The organism is Paraburkholderia nodosa (assembly GCF_001718195.1).
Classification (GTDB): Bacteria; Pseudomonadota; Gammaproteobacteria; order Burkholderiales; family Burkholderiaceae; genus Paraburkholderia; species Paraburkholderia nodosa_A.
The window spans coordinates 131,003-147,766 of the sequence record NZ_MCNV01000005.1 but is presented as its reverse complement, the minus strand read 5'-3'; the positions used below and the strand labels follow the sequence as shown (position 1 = coordinate 147,766).

Genomic DNA, 16,764 nt, shown 5'->3' with positions numbered 1-16,764 from the left:
ATGACCCGCCTTTGATGTCAGGCAGGCATCCGGCTAGTCAGCTATGCGCCGCTTCGGTGGTGCCAGCTTTGCCCACCTTCGCGACGGGTCTCCTCTTCTTCGATTTCACGCCGAACGTCTCCGTCAGGCGGTCCAGCACGATGGCCAGCAGCACGACGCCGAGGCCACCTTCGAAGCCGATGCCGATGTCAAGCCGCTGGATGCCGCTCAACACATATTCGCCGAGGCCGCCTGCGCCGATCATCGAGGCGATCACGACCATCGAAAGCGACATCATGATGGTCTGGTTCACGCCGGCCATGATGGACGGCAATGCATTCGGCAGCTGGATTTTCCAGAGCAGTTGCGCGTCGGTGCTGCCGAACGAGCGGCCTGCTTCCAGCAATTCCTCGCGAACCTGGCGGATGCCGAGCGTCGTGAGGCGCACCACGGGGGGCATGGCGAACACCACGGTGGCGATCACGGCAGGCACGCGGCCGAGGCCAAACAGGATCACGGCGGGAATCAGATAGACGAACGCCGGCATGGTCTGCATGAAATCGAGCAGCGAGCGCAGAATCAGTTCCACCCGCTTGTTGCGCGCGCCCCAGATGCCGAGCGGCACGCCGACGATGAGGCTGAAAACCGTCGCGGCAACGACAAGGGCCAGCGTAGCGACCGTTTGCGGCCACAGCCCCATGTAGTGAATGAGCAGCAGCGCGATGCCGACGAACACGGCGAAGGCGATCCCACGGCGCCACAACGCGAACGCCACGAGAAAGACGAGCATCGCGACGAAGGGAATCGCCCCAAGGCCGTCTTCGAGCAGCTTGACGACTGCGCCCAACGCCGCGGAAAACGCGTTGAATCCGCCCTGGAAGTGATTGAACAGAAAATTGACGGCGTTCTCTGCGAACTTGCCGATGACTGACGAATTCATGCTGCCCTCCGCTCCATAACCTGTTTGAGTATCGTTCGGCACGACACGACTCCCGCGAGCTTGCCTGCCGCGTCCGTCACCGGCACGTCGTGTTGCTGGCTCAGTGCGATCGCGGAGAGTTCGTGCAGGTCGGTGTCCAGCGAGACCGTGCTCAAGTCCTTGAGCAACGCTTCGCGCAGGGGTTGGGCACCCGCCCTGTGCAGCGAAGCGGGCGTGACGCAGCCCTGGTAGCGGCCGGCTTGATCGCACACGTAACCGCACTCGGCACCGCTATCGATCAGTTGATTGAGGTAACGTTCAGCGGGCGCGCCGACGTCGCCGGTAATCAGTCCGCGCTCGACGCGGGTCATCAGGCTCTCGGCCTTGAGGAAACGCGAAACGTCTACGTGACGGAAGAAGTCCCGTACGTAGTCGTCCGCAGGAGACTGGATCAGTTCGGCGGGCGTGCCGACCTGAATCAGACAGCCGTCTTTCATGATGCCGATACGGCCGCCAATCTTGATGGCCTCTTCGATATCGTGCGAAATGAAGACGATGGTTCGCTGCTCCTCCTTCTGGAGCCGCAGCAGTTCGCTTTGCATTTCGAAGCGGATCAGCGGATCGAGTGCGGAGAAGGCTTCATCCATCAGCAGCACAGCAGGATTGACGGCCAGGGCGCGCGCGAGACCGACCCGCTGCTGCATGCCGCCCGAGAGTTCGCTGGGCAGCAGCTTTTCGTACGAGCCGAGTCCCACGCGCTTGAGCGCGGCGCGTGCGATTTCATAGCGCTCGGACTTCTTCATGCCCGCGACTTCCAGGCCATACGAGATGTTGTCGAGCACTGAGCGGTTCGGCAGCAGCGCAAACGACTGGAACACCATCGCCATCTTCTTGCGGCGCACTTCACGCAGTTCGGGCGTGGACATCGGCGCAATGTCGCGGCCTTCGAGAACGACCTGGCCGGACGTCGGCTCGATCAGGCGATTGAGCAGACGCACGAGCGTCGACTTTCCGGAACCGGAGAGTCCCATGATGACGAAGATCTCGCCGGCCTTCACGTTGAGGCTGACGTCGTTGACCGCCACCATGTTGCCGGTGCGCTTGAAGACCTCATCGCGTCCCAGGCCCTGCTTGACCAGTTGCGCAGCAACCTCGGGCTTCGGGCCGAAGATCTTCGACAGGTTCTTGACCGTCAGGATGTCGGTTCCTGATATGGCAATGGGCCGGGCCACCGAAGGCGTACCCGCTGTGTTGATTGCGCCTGGCGGCAATGTGTCGCCCGGTGCGAACGTCAGATGAGGGGCCATTTGTCATCCCAGCTGGCTGGTTCAGAAAAGTGGCGCTGGTGAACTCCGGTACGGCCTGAAGTTCTAGCGCGGCGATTCAGCTCGCATCGACGCTTATCCGGTTTCGAATTCACTATTTCGGTGAATCCGGCTCGGATGCAGCAACTGATGCAGTGATTGCAGCGTAGCAATCCAAATTGCGCGCTCCAGCTACATTTTTTCGGCCCTTTCCCATACCTTTGGTAATGCATGCAAAGTGCCCGGTGAGTAATGAAACGTTTAGCGAATAAGCGAACGGCGCGCGGACCCAATACAGGTTGGGACTTTGCGGGCAATTGAGTGCCGGGAACGGCTGCCTTTGGCCCAATGATGGCGAAGTAGAGCGCGCCGCATGGAACGAGGGAAAGTCCTGGGGGGTTTTAGTCTGGGGAACTACCAGGAGAATGGGAGAAAAATGCAGGAAACTACGAGGAATTGGGCTGAATATCAGACGACAAAAAAGAATTGCCCTGTCGCGACCGGCACCGCATTGCGGGCCACGACAGGGCGTTGGAGCATTTCAATTCAAGGTGAACGGCTTGCCGAAGCCATTCAGAGCACAGTCGTCCGGCTATAAATCGAGAACGAGGTTTGAAGTTGGGCGGCTGCAGCACATCAAACGCATCCCCTTCTCGATTTCGCGCGGACGGATGCCGCCGTTGTGCTTCATGTCCACGGACCCTTCGAGCACCTTCGTCTTGCAGGTCCCGCATATGCCCTGACTGCATGACGACGGCAAGGGCACACCGGCCTTGCGCGCGGCGACGAGCACCGTCTGCGAGGCGTCCATCGTGAACGAGCGGCCCGAGCGCGCCAGTTGCACCGTAAAGCCGCCCTGCGCAGCCGGCTCGGCGCTGGCCTCAGCGACTGGCGCTTCGGCGCACTCCACGGTCTCCGCGAAGTTGAAGCTTTCCTGATGGTAGCGGGCGGGGTCATGGCCGCCATCCGCGAGCATCTTTCTGCAAGCGTCCATATAACCACCGGGTCCGCAGATGAACGCCTCGCGCTCGCGATAGTCCGGCACATGCTCCTTCAACAGATCCAGGCTGAGGCGCCCCACGGGCCCCGACCAGTCCGGTTCGCTCCCGAGCGCCTCGCAGACATGTACCACACGCAGTTTGTCCGAGAGCGCACACAAGTTCGAAAGCTCGATGCGGAAGATGATGTCTTCCGGCGTTCTTGCGCTATGAATGAACACGATGTCGCGGTTCAGCCCCAGGTCGAGCGCCGCGCGCGTCATCGACATCAACGGCGTCACGCCCGATCCCGCCGAAAGATAGAGACTCTTGGCAGCCGGTCCCGAAGACGGCGTAAACACCCCCGACGGCCCGAAGGCCTTCAACTCGACGCCCTCTCGCATGTTCTCGTGCAGCCAGTTCGACATGACGCCGCCCGGCGTGCGCTTGACCGTAATGGAAAGCGTATAGGGACGCGTGGGCGGCGAGGAGATCGTGTAGCAGCGGCTGACCTCCTTGCCGTCGATTTCGGCGGATACAGTAATAAACTGGCCCGGCTCGAAACTGAAATGGCCCTCCCGCGTGCTGAACACGAAAGTCCGCACGTCGTGCGTCTCGGCACACACGCGCATGCACGTCAGCATGCGCTGCTCGTGACTCGGCCACTGTGCATCAGCGCGTTCCCACGTGCTTGCACTGCAAAAGCGATCAAGCATGTCCTGACCCTGCCCGATGAAACATGAATCCGCGGCTACGTCCATGGCGACATCAAACTCCGTGCGCCTTCAGCTTCGCGTCGTACCAGCGCGAAAACTGGTCGAGCGCTGCCTCAGTGAAGTTCGAGAAAGGACCCGGAATATAGGCCGGATCCTGCGTTCCCGCATGCGTGTTCCCGACGAGCTCCGCGTCCTGCGTCGTGGTTGCGACCCACACTTCAGTGAGCCGCTTCAAGTCGTAGTCCACGCCTTCCACCGCATCTGCATGGACCAGCCAGAGCGTGCGCACGAGCGTCTTGTCCGGCGCGAGGGGCAGGCTATAGGCGATCACGGCATGGTCGCTCATCACGTGAGTCCACGAATGGTGGCCCCACATGTGGACGTCGCCGAGGTCGCGCCGACCGACTCCGCCCAGCAGCTTCGTGCAGGCCACTTTCGTGTCCAGCGTCTGCGATTCGTTTGCACCCGAGATGACGAGGCGCTGAGTGCGGAAGTTGGTATCCACGCTTTCGTCGAGCGCTTCAACCGTGCCGCAGACATAACCGTCTTTTTCCCAGTTCTCCTGGCATGCCGCGTTGCGCTTCAGGTAATCGTCGTAGGCCTGCAGCGACTCTTCGCTCTGGCCGTCCGGACAAAAGCCGAAGTCTTCCGCGAGAAACGAATTCGTCAGCTCCGGATGCGTACCCGCGCAGTGGTAGCACTCGCGGTTGTTTTCCATCACGAGCTTCCAGTTGCCGTTCTCGACGATCTCCATTTCATAGGCGATCTTCGTACGGGCCAGGTCGTACGGCGCGAAGCGCGGCGCCATCACGGCCTCGAGCTTCTCGAAGTCCGCGGGCGGTTCGTCGGCGAGGCACACAAAAATATGCGCGCCCACCGTCTTCACATGGACCGGAATCAGGCTGTGGCAGCTTGCGTCGAAGTCCTTGCCCATATGCGTCGAATGCTTGAGGCTGCCGTCCAGGTCGTACGTCCACTGATGGTACGGACACACGAGCATCCCGACGCTTGCCTTGCCCGCCTTCTTCATGATGCGCGAGCCACGATGACGGCAAACGTTGCGATACGCCCGCACGTTCTCGTCGTCGTCGCGCACGATGATGATCGATGCACGGCCGATATCCACCGTGTGGACATCGCCCGGTTCCGGCACGTCGGCCGTCACACCAACGAGAATCCAGAGCTTGTGAAAAAACACTTCGACATCCGTTTCGAAGACGTCCTGACGCCCGAACAATTCACCTGGCATGCCGTGTCCTTTCTTGCGGCTATCGACGAGTTCGCGGTGCGTTTGAATTTGAACCTCAGACATGGTGAGCCTCTGGATGAGAACGTTGCGTAGCGTTCGGGACACTGATATGGCGTGAAGTATTGGACCTTCAAAACGCACCGTCAACGCGCTTTATAAGCTGCTTCACATTCGTTTAAATCATGCGAAAATGCGCCCGAAATGCGGCGCACGAAATGGGCCTCCCGGGTCGACTAGCAGGGAATTCCAGATCAGGGCTTCCCCGGAAGAGATGGCCGTCAATGCAGGCAACAACCCCCACTCGCCTTACCCGTCGACAGATTGGAAAGCGGATGAAAACCACCAAAGCAACGAAAGGCTATCGTCGGATCGTTCCCTCGCTGACCGCCCTTGTCGAGTTCGAGGCCGTGGCACGCCTTGGGAGTTTCACCTATGCGGCAAGCGAACTGGGTGTCACGCAGTCCGCCGTGAGCCGACAGGTGCGGTTCCTCGAAGAAACGCTCGGCGTGCAACTCTTTCACCGCCTGCACCGGTCGATTGATCTGACGAGTGAAGGCGAAGCGCTTTACCTGGTGGTCGCGGAGTCCATGCAGAAGATCGCCGGCGTCTTCGATCGACTGGTGACCGGAACCGAGCAACGAGAACTGGTGCTGGCTTCGACGGCTGCGTTTTCGCAGTTCCGGCTCTTGCCGCGGCTCGCGAAGCTGAAGAAGCTCGATCCGCCCTTGCAGCTGCGTTTGTCGACCGACATGTTTACGGCGGACCTTCGGCATGTGGAAGTGGATGTCGCCGTGCGCTATGGGGACGGCAACTGGCCGGACGGAACTTCGACCTTGCTGTTCGACGTTGAAGTCTTTCCCGTCTGCTCGCGGGAGTTCCTCGAGGAATACGGCACGCCGCGCTCGCTCGACGACCTCGCGAAGATGGCGCTCGTGGAGTCGGATGCCACGTCCGAAGGATGGATGGGCTGGAACGAATGGTTTCGCGCTGTCGGGTACCGGCCCGCGCGCCTGAACAAGGTGCTACGGTGCAGCCTCTACACCGACGCCATTCAAGCCGTCCGATACGGACAGGGAATAGCACTCGGGTGGAACAGACTGGTCGATGACCTGCTGCAAACAGGCGACCTGGTTCGCATCTGCCTCGCAACTGTCCGCCCCACCGACGCTTATTTCGTCGTGGTGCCTCACGGCCGGGCCATTACCCCCGTCATCACGCAGCTTATCGAGTGGCTGCGAGGGGATCCGGCGCGGCGCTGACTGCAGGAGTCCTATCAACACAATTACCGGAGCCCCCATGTATCAACGACATGAGAACCTCGAGCATTTCATTCGCGTAGCCCGAGCGCTGTTTCAGGCGCCAGCGCTGCCGGAGGCTGGCCGCCAGATGGCCATGAAAGTATTCGAGCGACTCGAACAGCCATCGGACGACGGCAAGCGCAACCTCGCACGCTATCCCGCCTGCGACCTCCTCGATTCGGCACTGAGGCCGTTGCTTGACGAAACAAGCAGTCTCGGCGATACGGCCCGCGCCATCAAAACGCTCGAACCCGCTATCGGCTGGCAGCGGCGAACGTCCGGATCGAACGGAAGCAAGGACTATGTCGAGAAGCACGTGAACGGCATGATTTGCGGTCCCGGCGGCATGGAAAGCCGATACGACGTGCAGCTAGGGTTTTCGCTGCTCGCGCCGAACACGCGATACCCCGATCATCGACATCCCCCTGAGGAAGCCTATGTGCTCCTCAGTGCCGGGGAATTTCGCCAGCGTGACGGCGACTGGTTCGATCCAGGCATCGGCGGTGGCCTCCGCAATCCGCCCAACAGCCTGCACGCCATGCGCTCGGGCGCCACTCCGCTCCTCGCGCTATGGTGTCTGCTGGTATAAGCGTCCCTTTCGACTATCGGCGGCCCAATCAAAGGTTCAGCAGCCCGCGATACAAGCCGTAGCCTGCCACGATCGCGGCAACGAGCACGGCCGCGAATACGAATTTCTCCAGATGCGTAAATACGTTCTCCCCGGCCTCGCGCCGCGCCTTGGCGAACAAGACGACGCTCGGCGCATAAAGCAGCGACGAAAGGAGAAGGTATTTCACGCCGCCCGCATAAAGCAGCCAGACAGCGTAGAGCACGGAAACCGCAGCAATCACCAAATCCCTGCGGCGTTCCGGTTGCGACAACTCGTAAGTCTCGCCGCGAATGGCAAGCAGCAGCGCGTACGTCGCCGACCAGAAGTAAGGCACGAGAATCATCGAGGTGGCGAGATAGATGAGCGAGAGATACGTGCCCTTCGACACCAGCGTGATGAGCAGAAACAGCTGCACCATGCCGTTGGTCAGCCATAACGCGTTGGCCGGCACCTGTCTCGCGTTTTCCTTGCGCAGGAACGCGGGCATCGTGCGGTCGCGCGCGGCCGAGAACAGAATCTCCGCACACAGCATGACCCACGAAAGCAGCGCGCCGGCCAACGAAATGGCCAGCCCCACGCTCACCAGCACCACGCCCCAATGTCCGATAACGTGTTCAAGCACGCCTGCCATCGAGGGATTCTTCAGTCCCGCGAGTTGACGCTGCGTCATGATGCCGAGCGCCAGCACATTGACGAGCACCAGCACGAGAAGCACGACGAAAAATCCGATCACCGTGGCCTTGCCGACGCTCTTGCGATCCGCGGCACGTGCCGAGAAAACGGTCGCCCCCTCGATGCCGACGAACACCCAGACCGTGACGAGCATCATGTTTCGGACCTGATCCAGCACACCGCCCAGCGCCGGATTCGAGCGCGCCCAGATATCGGCCGAGAAGACATCCAGCCGAAACGCGAGGAGGCAGATGAGAATGAACAGGACGAGTGGAACGATCTTCGCAATCGTCGTGAACTGATTGATGAAACTCGCTTCCTTGATGCCCCGCAGCACCAGAAAATGCACGCTCCACAGCAGCACCGAGGAGCAGGCGATTGCGGGTAACGTATTGCCTTCGCCGAATACAGGGAAGAAATACCCGAGCGTACTGAATAACAGCACGTAGTACCCGACGTTGCCGAGCCATGCGCTGATCCAGTAGCCCCAGGCCGAGGCGAAGCCCATGTAATTGCCGAATCCGGCCTTGGCGTATGCGTAGACGCCGCCATCGAGATTCGGCTTGCGGTTGGCGAGTGTCTGAAATACGAGCGCGAGGGCCAGCATGCCGAAGGCCGTAATGACCCAGCCAATCAGTACGGCGCCCACACCCGCGGAAGCGGCCATATTCTGCGGCAACGAAAAGATGCCGCCGCCGATCATCGAGCCCACGACGAGGGCAACGAGCGCACCCAGTCGCAGCCCGTTTGTCTCCCTGTGTTCCCCAGCGGCATCGAACCCGTGGGTGGCGTCGCTCATATCCGCTCCGTCTTCGCAGTGTCAGGTCGGCGTATCCGGCTCCATTGCGAAATCAATGTTGGCAGGTATGCAGGCAAATGCAAGGAAAACGCGGTGCATTCGGAATGCGACAGGAAACGACAGGAAACGTCGGGCAATGCACGGCGCATCGCCGGCATTGCGATATGATCGCGCTTTACTGTGCCGGGATTCCCTACATGCAAGTGCTGGTCGACGCTGACGCCTGCCCCGCCGTCATCAAGGACATGTTGTTTCGGGCCGCGCGGCGTGCCGAAGTCCTGGTGACGCTGGTGGCAAACCAATATCTGCGCACACCGCCGTCGCCCTTTATCAAGTCGATTCAGGTGCCGGCGGGTTTCGACGCGGCTGACGCCCGTATCGTCGAACTGGTCGAGGCGGGCGACCTCGTGATTACCGCCGACATACCGCTTGCCGCAGCGGTGCTCGAAAAGAACGCGCAAGCGCTCGATCCGCGCGGCAACTGGTTTACGCGCGAAAACATTCAGGAACGGCTGACGATGCGCGACGTGATGGATCAACTGCGCAATGCAGGCATCGAAACGGGCGGTCCGGCGCCGTTCAGCGCGCGTGACAGCAAGGCGTTCGCCGGCCAGCTCGATCGATTTCTCGCGCGGCATAGCCCGCCGCCGCGCAAGACTGAGTGAGCGCAGAAGGCGCGAGACGTTTGGGATCGTCGTGGTCCCGCACACGCGAATCGCGCGCGATTAGAGCCGAAATATTTCCTGCGCGCCGCTAACCCCTGCAAAGCGCAGGGTTTTTGTCAGGTGATTTGACGCCAAAAATGAGGAGGCGCGACCGCGAACCCCGCTGCCTCCCGAAACAAGCCGATCCCCCGCCCGCCCCAGCCCAGCCGGACTTTGCCGCGGATCGCCCCTGCCGGGCTCGATGCGTATTGGGCAGACACGATAGTTCGTCATCCTCAACGCTGTGCGTTTCGCTCTTGCCATTGGGCGGCGTCTTTCCTATGATCATCAAACGCGAATCACTCTCATTCTCATCGAAGCGTCACGCGCCGCGTAAACGGTTGCGCGTTGCGCCTCGTTAGCCTTCTCGCCGTCTTGGTCCTTCGATGAGGTAACCCGACATGGTCCTTTCCGCTCCAGGTGAAAGTTCAATCATGAGTACAACTAATGTCAAACCAGGTCCAACCTCGCCCGTGCTCGACTTCGTGGCGATCGGCCTCGGGCCGTTCAATCTGAGTCTCGCCTGCCTCGCCGATCCGATCCGCGATCTGCGCGGCCTCTTCCTCGAACGCAACGAGGACTTCGACTGGCACCCGGGCATGCTGATCGACGACACGACGCTGCAAAACCCATTTCTCGCCGATCTCGTCAGCCTCGCGGATCCCAAAAGCAAGTTCAGCTTCCTCAACTACTGCAAGCAGGAAGGCAAGCTCTATGCGTATTACATTCGCGAGCGCTTTTATCTAAGCCGCGCCGAATATAACCGCTACTGCAAATGGGCTATCAGCCAACTGTCGAGCATCGCGTTCGGCTCGAGCGTGGAGCACGTTGAATACGACGCGCAGCAAGGCCATTACCTGGTGCGCGGGCGGAACGTGCGCACCGGCCAGCCGTTCATGCATCGCGCCGCGCGCCTCGTGATCGGCGTGGGTTCCGTGCCGCAATTGCCGCCGTGCTGCGGCGAGCTGCGCGAGCGCTGCATCCATAGCGCGCATTACGTGGCGTGCAAAGCCGAGCTGCAGCAAAAGCGCTCGATTGCCGTGATCGGCAGCGGCCAGAGTGCAGCCGAGATTTTCTACGACCTGCTCAAGGAAAGCGACGAGCACGACTACACGCTCACGTGGATCACGCGTTCGCCGCGTTTCTTCCAGATGGAAAATACGAAGCTCACGCTGGAAATGATCTCGCCCGACTATATCGACTACTTCTACAACCTGCCGGACGGCGTGCGCGAAAACATCATTGCCAAGCAGGACAGTCTCTACAAAGGCGTGAACGCCTCGCTCATCAACCAGATTTATGACCTGCTCGACGACCGCCGCAGCCGCGGCTGCAACAGCGCGCGCCTCATCACCAATTCCGAGTTGAGCGCCTGTCGTCACGACCGTATCGAAGACCGCTTTCACCTGCGCTTCGTGCAACGCGACGAGGGCGTGCAATACACCCACGTGACGGACGGCGCGATCTTCGCGACCGGCTATGGGCAGAACGTGCCCGGCTTCATCGAGGGCATTCGCGCACGCATCCGCTGGGACGACAAGGGGCGCTACAGGCTCTCGCGCAACTATGCAATCGACGTAAGCGGGCGCGAGATCTTCGTGCAGAACGCAGGGCTCTACAGCCACGGCCTGACCAACCCCGACCTCGGCATGAGCTGCTATCGCAACTCCTGCATTTTGCGCGAGCTGACCGGTGTGGAGCACTACAAGATCGAGCGGCGCATCGCGCTGCAGGACTTCTCGGTGCCGGACACGGAAGCGTTCGTGAAGATGCCGCTGGAGGCGCAATGAAGCTGCGCAGCACGATCATCCTGATGACGACCTTCGCCGTCATCAGCGATGCGATCCTGATTCCCTTCTACCCGCAGTTCTTCGCCGCGCGCTATGGCGTGACGAGCCCCGTGCATGCGGGCGCTTACGTGGCGTTCATCTCCATTGTCGTGATGCTCACGCTGCCGCTCTGGGCGCGCATTGCGAAGCGCCTCGACGCCATGCATCTGCTCGTTTATACGCAGTGCGCCGCGGGCGTGCTTTCGGTTGCGAGCTATTTCGCGGCGACGGTGCCGCTCTTCTGGGTACTCTCGCTCGCGATGTTCATGTGCAAAAGCAGCTATCTGCTGATGTACCCGTACATGATGCGCCTCGAAGCGAAAGAATCGCATCCGCATACCATCGGCGTGCTCTCGGTGGTGGTGCACTTCGGCGCGATTGCGGGCGCGGTGGCGGGCGGCTTCGTCATGCAGGTCTGGGACGCGCATCACTGCATCTTCGCGATGGCCGCCGGCGACTTCGTGCAGATGGCGATCAGCCTTGCGCTGATCCGCACCCACCGCATTGCGCGGCGCTGCCGGTTTGCGGACTCTGCCGACGAAGCACCGGTCAAGGCGGGCCTGGGTGCGCGCATGCCGATCCTGCGTCTCGCACTGCTCATGCTCGCGTTCGACTTCTGCGTGTATCTCATCCGGCCGTTCATGGCGTCGTACTGGCAAGCCGTCACTCATGCGCCCGGCGAACTGGTTCCGGGGCTCGTGTTCGCCATTCCCGGCATGGTCGCGCTCGTCGCGCTGCGCCTGAACAAGCGCCTCGCCACCCAGGGCAAGCGCGTGCCCGACCACATGCTCGCGAACCTGCTGCTGTGCACCGCCGGCATGCTGCTGCAAGGCGTGGAGGCGCCGCTGTGGATCGTCGTGGGCCGCGTGATGTTCGGCTGCGCGCTGTTCCAGATCGTCGTGAAGCTCGACGTGACGATGTTCGCACTGAGCACGCCCGCCTCGTATGCCGCCGACTACAGCGTCATCAACTTCTTCCAGAACCTCGGCGTGCTGCTGGCCTCGTTCGCGGCCGGCGCGATCGTCGACGAAGCCGGCTTGCGTGCGCCGTTCTTCGTGGCGTCCGTGGGCCTCGTTTTCACGGCGCTCGCGAGCGTCTGGCTGCTCGCCCGGCCGCGCGCCCAGGACTCGGCCCTTTCCAACCCGATTGCCGAAACAGGAGTCACCGCCCGTGCGAACTGAAATCGCTGCCGACGAAATCGCGCTGTGTCATGTCCCGGCTGCACGCATGGTCATGCCCGAGGCCTTTCACATCCGCCCGCTCGACGCGCAACGCGACGCGCCCACGCTGCACCGCTGGTTCATCGAAGAACGCGCCGCGTTCTGGAACATGCGCGACAAGAGCGTGACGGAGGTGGCCGCGTTCTATCAGGCTATCGAGGACTCGGGGCACGCGCGCGCCTGGCTCGGTTCGCAGGATGGCGTACCCGCCTTCCTGTTCGAAACCTACGACCCGGCTCACGAAGAGATCGGCGAGCATTACGACGTGTGCGAGGGCGACCTCGGCATGCATCTGTTCGTCGGCCCCGCGGCCCGGCGCATATCGGGCTACACGCGCCACGTATTCGAAACGCTCATGGCGTTCCTGTTCGAGCGCCTGGGCGCGCAGCGCATCGTCGTCGAGCCGGATGCGCGCAACGCACGCATCCACGCCCTGAATCGCGCGATGGGCTTCGTGTATACGAAGGACGTCGCGTTTCGCGAGAAGACCGCCTCGCTCGCTTTCTGCACGCGATCCGCTTTTTACGCCGCCATTACGCAGGATCACTAAATTCCATAAGGACATCGCAACATGAATCACGTCGCAACCCAGGCTTCCATGCAACATGTGCTCCTCACGCCCCATGAGGCTACCGCCCACCTCATACCCAAGGTGTGGCAGCACGCGAACCGCATGTTGGTGCGCAAGGCCATTGCCGAGTATGCTCACGAGCTGATCGTCGAGCCACAGCGTGTGGGCGATGCGCCCGGCGAGCACTACGCGCGCTATGCGCTCGAATCCGACGACGGTACCCGCGTCTACACCTTCGACGCGCGCCTGCTCGCACTGCGCCACTGGAGCATTCGCCCCGAGACCATCGTGTGCTCGCAGGACGGCGCGCCGCAACCGCTCGACGCCCTCGCCTTCATCCTCGACGTGAAAGCGCGGCTTGGCATCAAGGAGGAGATGCTGCCCATCTACCTCGATGAAATCAGCAGCACGCTGTATGGCGCAGCCTACAAAGCGGTGAAAGATGGCCCGGACACAGCCGAACTCCTCGATGCCGATTTCCAGTCGATCGAAACCGCAATGAGCGAGGGCCATCCAGGCTTCGTCGCCAACAACGGCAGGCTCGGCTTCGACGCGGGCGACTATCGCGCGTTCGCGCCCGAGGCAGGCTCGCCGATTCAAATCGTCTGGCTCGCCGTGCACAAGGAGAACGCCGCGTTCCACAGCTCAGCCGACCTCGACTACGAACAGCTCATGGCAGAAGAACTGGGCGTGGAGACCATCGCGCGCTTTCGCTCGATCGTCGAAGCGCGCGGCGTGGACTTCGCCGACTATCGGTTGATGCCGGCGCACCCGTGGCAGTGGTTCAACAAACTCTCGATCGCGTTTGCAAGTTATGTCGCGACCAACCGCATCGTTTGCCTTGGCTTCGGCGCGGACCGTTATCAGGCCCAGCAATCGATCCGCACGTTCTTCAATCTCTCGGACCGTTCGAAACGCTATGTGAAGACGTCGCTCTCGATTCTCAACATGGGCTTCATGCGCGGACTCTCGCCGTACTACATGTCGGGCACGCCCGCCATCAACGACTTCATCAAAGGCCTCGTGGCGAGCGACGCGTATCTGCAAGGCAAAGGGTTCACCATCCTGCGCGAAGTCGCGTCCATCGGCTTTCGCAATCGCTATTACGAAGCGGCCGTCCAGGTGGACAGCCCCTACAAGAAGATGTTTTCGGCGCTCTGGCGCGAGAATCCGCTCAGTCTCGCGGGAGACGGCCAGCGGCTCATGACCATGGCCGCGCTGCTGCATACGGACCGCCATGGCGCAGCGCTGCTGCCGGCGCTGATCGAGGCTTCGGGGCTCACGGCGCAAGCCTGGCTCGAGCGCTACATGGAGGCATATCTCGCGCCCCTCGTCCATTGCTTCTACGCACACGATCTCGTGTTCATGCCGCACGGCGAAAATCTCATCCTCGTGCTTGAAAACCATGTGCCCGTGCGCGCGATCATGAAGGACATTGCGGAAGAATCCGCCATCCTCAACAAGGATGCGCAGCTTCCGGAAAACGTCAAGCGCCTCGCCGTGGACGTGCCCGAGCGCGTCAAGCTGCTCGCGATCTTCATCGACGTGTTCGATGGCTTCTTCCGCTACATGAATCAGGTACTCGTCGAGCACGGCTGCTGCACGGAAGACGTCTTCTGGGACACGGTGGCGCGCTGCGTTGCACGCTATCAGGACGAGCACCCGCAACTCGCGCGCAAATACGCCGAATACGACCTCTTCGCGCCCGAGTTCCTGCACTCGTGCCTGAACCGTCTGCAACTCGGCAACAACCTGCAGATGGTCAATCTCGCCGATCCCGCGGGCAATCTGAAGATGGCGGGCAATCTGCAGAACCCGCTGGCGGGCAGGCGCGGTGCGCCGCGAGACGCCGCGCAAGCGACTGGCATGAGCGCCGAAGCGGTCGCGGCATAAGCATGGCGGCAAACCGCGCGCTCGACGACATGCTGCAGCTCGCCGCGCGGCTCGTACCGGGATTGCGGGGCGTGGTAGCCGCGCGCCCCGCGCAAGGCATCGTGCATACGCGCCCGGCGCCGCCTGGCGGGGACGCCAATCGCGCTGCGCTCGATTCGCTCCTTGCCTTCTGGTCGCGCACCTACCCTGAAGCGGGCGGCCCCTACTGGTCGTCGCGCTGCTGGGGCATCCTGATCTGGCAACCGCTCAACTTGAGCGTGATCGGAGTGCATGCGGCAGGCGTGTCGCTCTCGCTTGCGGACATCGCGCAACCCATTGCCGAGGGCTGGACTCGCGAGGTCCGCATACGCGATCACGAACCAGCACAGGGCGACACGCACGCATTGATCGCGCACGCCGCACGCGAAATCATCTCGTGCTGCGAGCAAATGCACGACGAGTTGATGCCGGTGATTCGCCTGAATGCGGCAGCAGCGCGCGGCACGCAAGCCGACGTAGTGCTCGCCGCACTACTTGCGGCACGCAAGGCGCGTCCCGAATGGAGCGACGCACAGGTCGAGGCGCATGGCCGGCAGTGGCTCGCAGCGCTCGGCCTGCAAGGCTGCTCAGGCTATTTCCCGTTTTCGCGCACGGACGGCGCAAACGCACTCGCGCTGGAGCGGCGCACCTGCTGTTACCACTATCGCCGCCGCGACGGCGAACTCTGCAGCACCTGCCCGCGGCTCGCAAAGCATGAACGCATCGTGCGCCTGAACGCGCAACACGAAACAGGATGAAACCGACCGATGAACGATATCAGTGACCTCGCGCATCTCGCGCTGCCGACCGATACGGAGGAGGTGCATGCGCAATTGCCCGCGAGCGCCTATTTCGACGAGACGCTGTTCGAGCGCGAGATGGCGCGTATCTTCGCGCACTCGGCGCTATACGTGGGCCACGAACAGTCGGTGCCGGAGCGCGGCGACTGGCGGCACCTGCCGCAGGACGAAGGCGGCCGCGTGCTGGTGCGCGGCGAACACGGCGTGCAATTGCTCTCGAACGTCTGCCGTCATCGCCAGTCGCTCATGCTGGGCGGCAAGGTCGGCAACGTCGCTGCGAGCGGCGGCCCGCCTGCGCAAGGCAATCTCGCCGCGAGCGGCGGCAACATCGTATGTCCTTTGCACCGCTGGACGTACACGCCTGGCGGCGAGTTGATCGGCGCGCCCGAGTTCGAGCGCAAGCCGTGCCGCAATCTCGAACGTTTCGAACTGCGAAATTGTCATGGGATGCTCTATGAGGGACCCCGCGAGCCCGCGCGCGACATGGCGCGCGTGTTCATGCGCCCCGAGTTCGACTTCTCCGGGTACGTGCTCGATCACGTCGAAACGCATACCTGCCGGTACAACTGGAAAACCTTTATCGAAGTTTATCTGGAGGATTATCACGTCGCGCCATTCCACCCAGGCCTCGGGCGTTTCGTGACCTGCGAAACGCTCGACTGGGAATTCGCCGAAACGTACAGCATGCAACGCGTGGGCGTGCACGCCGCGCTTGCGCAGCCGGGTTCGGAAATCTATCGCGCGTGGCACGATCGATTGCTCGATTATCGCGGCGGCGAGGCGCCCGAGTTCGGCGCCATCTGGCTCGCGTATTTCCCCACGCAGATGATCGAGCTCTACCCGCACGTGCTCGTGGTCTCGACGCTGTATCCGAAGAGCCCGCAGGAAACGCTCAACGTGGTGGAGTTCTACTACCCCGAAGAAATCGCGGCATTCGAACGCGAATTCATCGAAGCTCAACGCGCGGCGTATCTGGAGACGATGATCGAGGACGACGAGATCGCCGAGCGTATGGATGCGGGACGACTGCGGCTCCACCGGCGCGGCATCAGCGACGCCGGGCCGTATCAGTCGCCGCTCGAAGACGGCATGCGCCATTTCCATGCGTGGTATCGGCGCGCCCTCGCGGGACCGCTCGAAAGAGCCATTGCGTAACCGCGCAAGGCAGGCGGTTTCGCATTGGCGCAGCGAATGCAACGCACGCCC

14 protein-coding genes are annotated in these 16,764 nt (G+C 62.0%); 9 read left to right on the top strand and 5 right to left on the bottom strand.

Features of this window, described 5'->3' with window-relative positions; translation table 11 throughout:
• Window positions 1-37 precede the first annotated feature (37 nt).
• The 4 genes from BFD71_RS11790 to BFD71_RS11775 all read right to left on the bottom strand — a co-directional run bounded on the left by BFD71_RS11790 (window position 38) and on the right by BFD71_RS11775 (window position 5,207).
• Entirely contained in the window at window positions 38-919 is an 882-nt protein-coding gene (locus BFD71_RS11790; RefSeq protein WP_069263825.1) for an ABC transporter permease, read from the bottom strand.
• Complete coding sequence (locus BFD71_RS11785; protein WP_069263823.1) at window positions 916-2,205, bottom strand: quaternary amine ABC transporter ATP-binding protein; 1,290 nt, start codon at window positions 2,203-2,205, stop codon at window positions 916-918. The genes BFD71_RS11790 and BFD71_RS11785 overlap by 4 nt, the downstream gene beginning before the upstream one ends.
• A 589-nt stretch (window positions 2,206-2,794) precedes the next feature.
• A complete protein-coding gene (locus tag BFD71_RS11780) occupies window positions 2,795-3,895 on the bottom strand; it encodes a hybrid-cluster NAD(P)-dependent oxidoreductase (protein WP_256094629.1) in 1,101 nt (366 codons plus the stop codon).
• Between the two features lie 52 nt (window positions 3,896-3,947).
• On the bottom strand, window positions 3,948-5,207 hold the full coding sequence (locus BFD71_RS11775; protein WP_069263819.1) for an aromatic ring-hydroxylating oxygenase subunit alpha: 1,260 nt from the start codon (window positions 5,205-5,207) through the stop codon (window positions 3,948-3,950).
• A gap of 269 nt (window positions 5,208-5,476) precedes the next feature.
• On the opposite strand from BFD71_RS11775, the gene BFD71_RS11770 reads away from it, so the two are divergent.
• Both BFD71_RS11770 and BFD71_RS11765 read left to right on the top strand, forming a co-directional pair.
• Entirely contained in the window at window positions 5,477-6,403 is a 927-nt protein-coding gene (locus BFD71_RS11770) for a LysR substrate-binding domain-containing protein (protein WP_069263817.1), read from the top strand.
• A 37-nt stretch (window positions 6,404-6,440) separates the two neighbouring features.
• The gene (locus tag BFD71_RS11765; RefSeq protein WP_069263815.1) at window positions 6,441-7,031 is read left to right on the top strand and encodes a dimethylsulfoniopropionate lyase; all 591 of its coding nucleotides are present in this window, start codon (window positions 6,441-6,443) and stop codon (window positions 7,029-7,031) included.
• A 28-nt stretch (window positions 7,032-7,059) separates the two neighbouring features.
• Here the strand turns inward: BFD71_RS11765 and arcD are convergent, their stop codons facing one another.
• Window positions 7,060-8,523, bottom strand: a complete 1,464-nt coding sequence (gene arcD / locus BFD71_RS11760) for an arginine-ornithine antiporter (protein ID WP_069263813.1) — start codon at window positions 8,521-8,523, stop codon at window positions 7,060-7,062.
• A gap of 197 nt (window positions 8,524-8,720) precedes the next feature.
• Between arcD and BFD71_RS11755 the strand changes: the two genes are divergently transcribed.
• The 7 genes from BFD71_RS11755 (at window position 8,721) to BFD71_RS11725 (ending at window position 16,713) form a co-directional block, all read left to right on the top strand.
• Window positions 8,721-9,188 carry a YaiI/YqxD family protein gene (locus BFD71_RS11755; RefSeq protein ID WP_069264168.1) on the top strand — a complete coding sequence of 156 codons (468 nt, stop codon included), beginning with the start codon at window positions 8,721-8,723 and terminating at the stop codon, window positions 9,186-9,188.
• Window positions 9,189-9,661: 473 nt separating this feature from the next.
• Window positions 9,662-11,017: a lysine N(6)-hydroxylase/L-ornithine N(5)-oxygenase family protein gene (locus BFD71_RS11750; protein WP_069263810.1), complete on the top strand. Its 1,356-nt coding sequence runs from the start codon at window positions 9,662-9,664 to the stop codon at window positions 11,015-11,017.
• A complete protein-coding gene (locus BFD71_RS11745; protein ID WP_069263808.1) occupies window positions 11,014-12,237 on the top strand; it encodes an MFS transporter in 1,224 nt (407 codons plus the stop codon). Before BFD71_RS11750 ends, BFD71_RS11745 begins: the two co-directional genes overlap by 4 nt.
• Window positions 12,227-12,826: a GNAT family N-acetyltransferase gene (locus BFD71_RS11740; RefSeq protein ID WP_069263805.1), complete on the top strand. Its 600-nt coding sequence runs from the start codon at window positions 12,227-12,229 to the stop codon at window positions 12,824-12,826. Before BFD71_RS11745 ends, BFD71_RS11740 begins: the two co-directional genes overlap by 11 nt.
• Window positions 12,827-12,847: 21 nt before the next feature.
• Window positions 12,848-14,740 (top strand): IucA/IucC family protein, encoded by a 1,893-nt coding sequence (locus BFD71_RS11735; protein ID WP_370684268.1) that lies wholly within the window; start codon window positions 12,848-12,850, stop codon window positions 14,738-14,740.
• Between the two features lie 2 nt (window positions 14,741-14,742).
• The gene (locus BFD71_RS11730; RefSeq protein WP_069263801.1) at window positions 14,743-15,516 is read left to right on the top strand and encodes a siderophore ferric iron reductase; all 774 of its coding nucleotides are present in this window, start codon (window positions 14,743-14,745) and stop codon (window positions 15,514-15,516) included.
• Between the two features lie 9 nt (window positions 15,517-15,525).
• Complete coding sequence (locus BFD71_RS11725; RefSeq protein WP_069263798.1) at window positions 15,526-16,713, top strand: aromatic ring-hydroxylating oxygenase subunit alpha; 1,188 nt, start codon at window positions 15,526-15,528, stop codon at window positions 16,711-16,713.
• Window positions 16,714-16,764: the final 51 nt, after the last annotated feature.

Excerpts from the sequence above, each read along its gene's own strand:
- BFD71_RS11735 (WP_370684268.1), top strand. The coding sequence starts at position 12,848 with ATGAATCACGTCGCAACCCAGGCTTCCATGCAACATGTGCTCCTCACG.
- BFD71_RS11780 (WP_256094629.1), bottom strand. The coding sequence starts at position 3,895 with ATGCTTGATCGCTTTTGCAGTGCAAGCACGTGGGAACGCGCTGATGCA.
- BFD71_RS11785 (WP_069263823.1), bottom strand. The coding sequence starts at position 2,205 with ATGGCCCCTCATCTGACGTTCGCACCGGGCGACACATTGCCGCCAGGC.
- BFD71_RS11765 (WP_069263815.1), top strand. The coding sequence starts at position 6,441 with ATGTATCAACGACATGAGAACCTCGAGCATTTCATTCGCGTAGCCCGA.
- BFD71_RS11730 (WP_069263801.1), top strand. The coding sequence starts at position 14,743 with ATGGCGGCAAACCGCGCGCTCGACGACATGCTGCAGCTCGCCGCGCGG.
- BFD71_RS11725 (WP_069263798.1), top strand. The coding sequence starts at position 15,526 with ATGAACGATATCAGTGACCTCGCGCATCTCGCGCTGCCGACCGATACG.
- BFD71_RS11755 (WP_069264168.1), top strand. The coding sequence starts at position 8,721 with ATGCAAGTGCTGGTCGACGCTGACGCCTGCCCCGCCGTCATCAAGGAC.
- arcD (WP_069263813.1), bottom strand. The coding sequence starts at position 8,523 with ATGAGCGACGCCACCCACGGGTTCGATGCCGCTGGGGAACACAGGGAG.
- BFD71_RS11790 (WP_069263825.1), bottom strand. The coding sequence starts at position 919 with ATGAATTCGTCAGTCATCGGCAAGTTCGCAGAGAACGCCGTCAATTTT.
- BFD71_RS11770 (WP_069263817.1), top strand. The coding sequence starts at position 5,477 with ATGAAAACCACCAAAGCAACGAAAGGCTATCGTCGGATCGTTCCCTCG.
- BFD71_RS11745 (WP_069263808.1), top strand. The coding sequence starts at position 11,014 with ATGAAGCTGCGCAGCACGATCATCCTGATGACGACCTTCGCCGTCATC.
- BFD71_RS11775 (WP_069263819.1), bottom strand. The coding sequence starts at position 5,207 with ATGTCTGAGGTTCAAATTCAAACGCACCGCGAACTCGTCGATAGCCGC.
- BFD71_RS11750 (WP_069263810.1), top strand. The coding sequence starts at position 9,662 with ATGAGTACAACTAATGTCAAACCAGGTCCAACCTCGCCCGTGCTCGAC.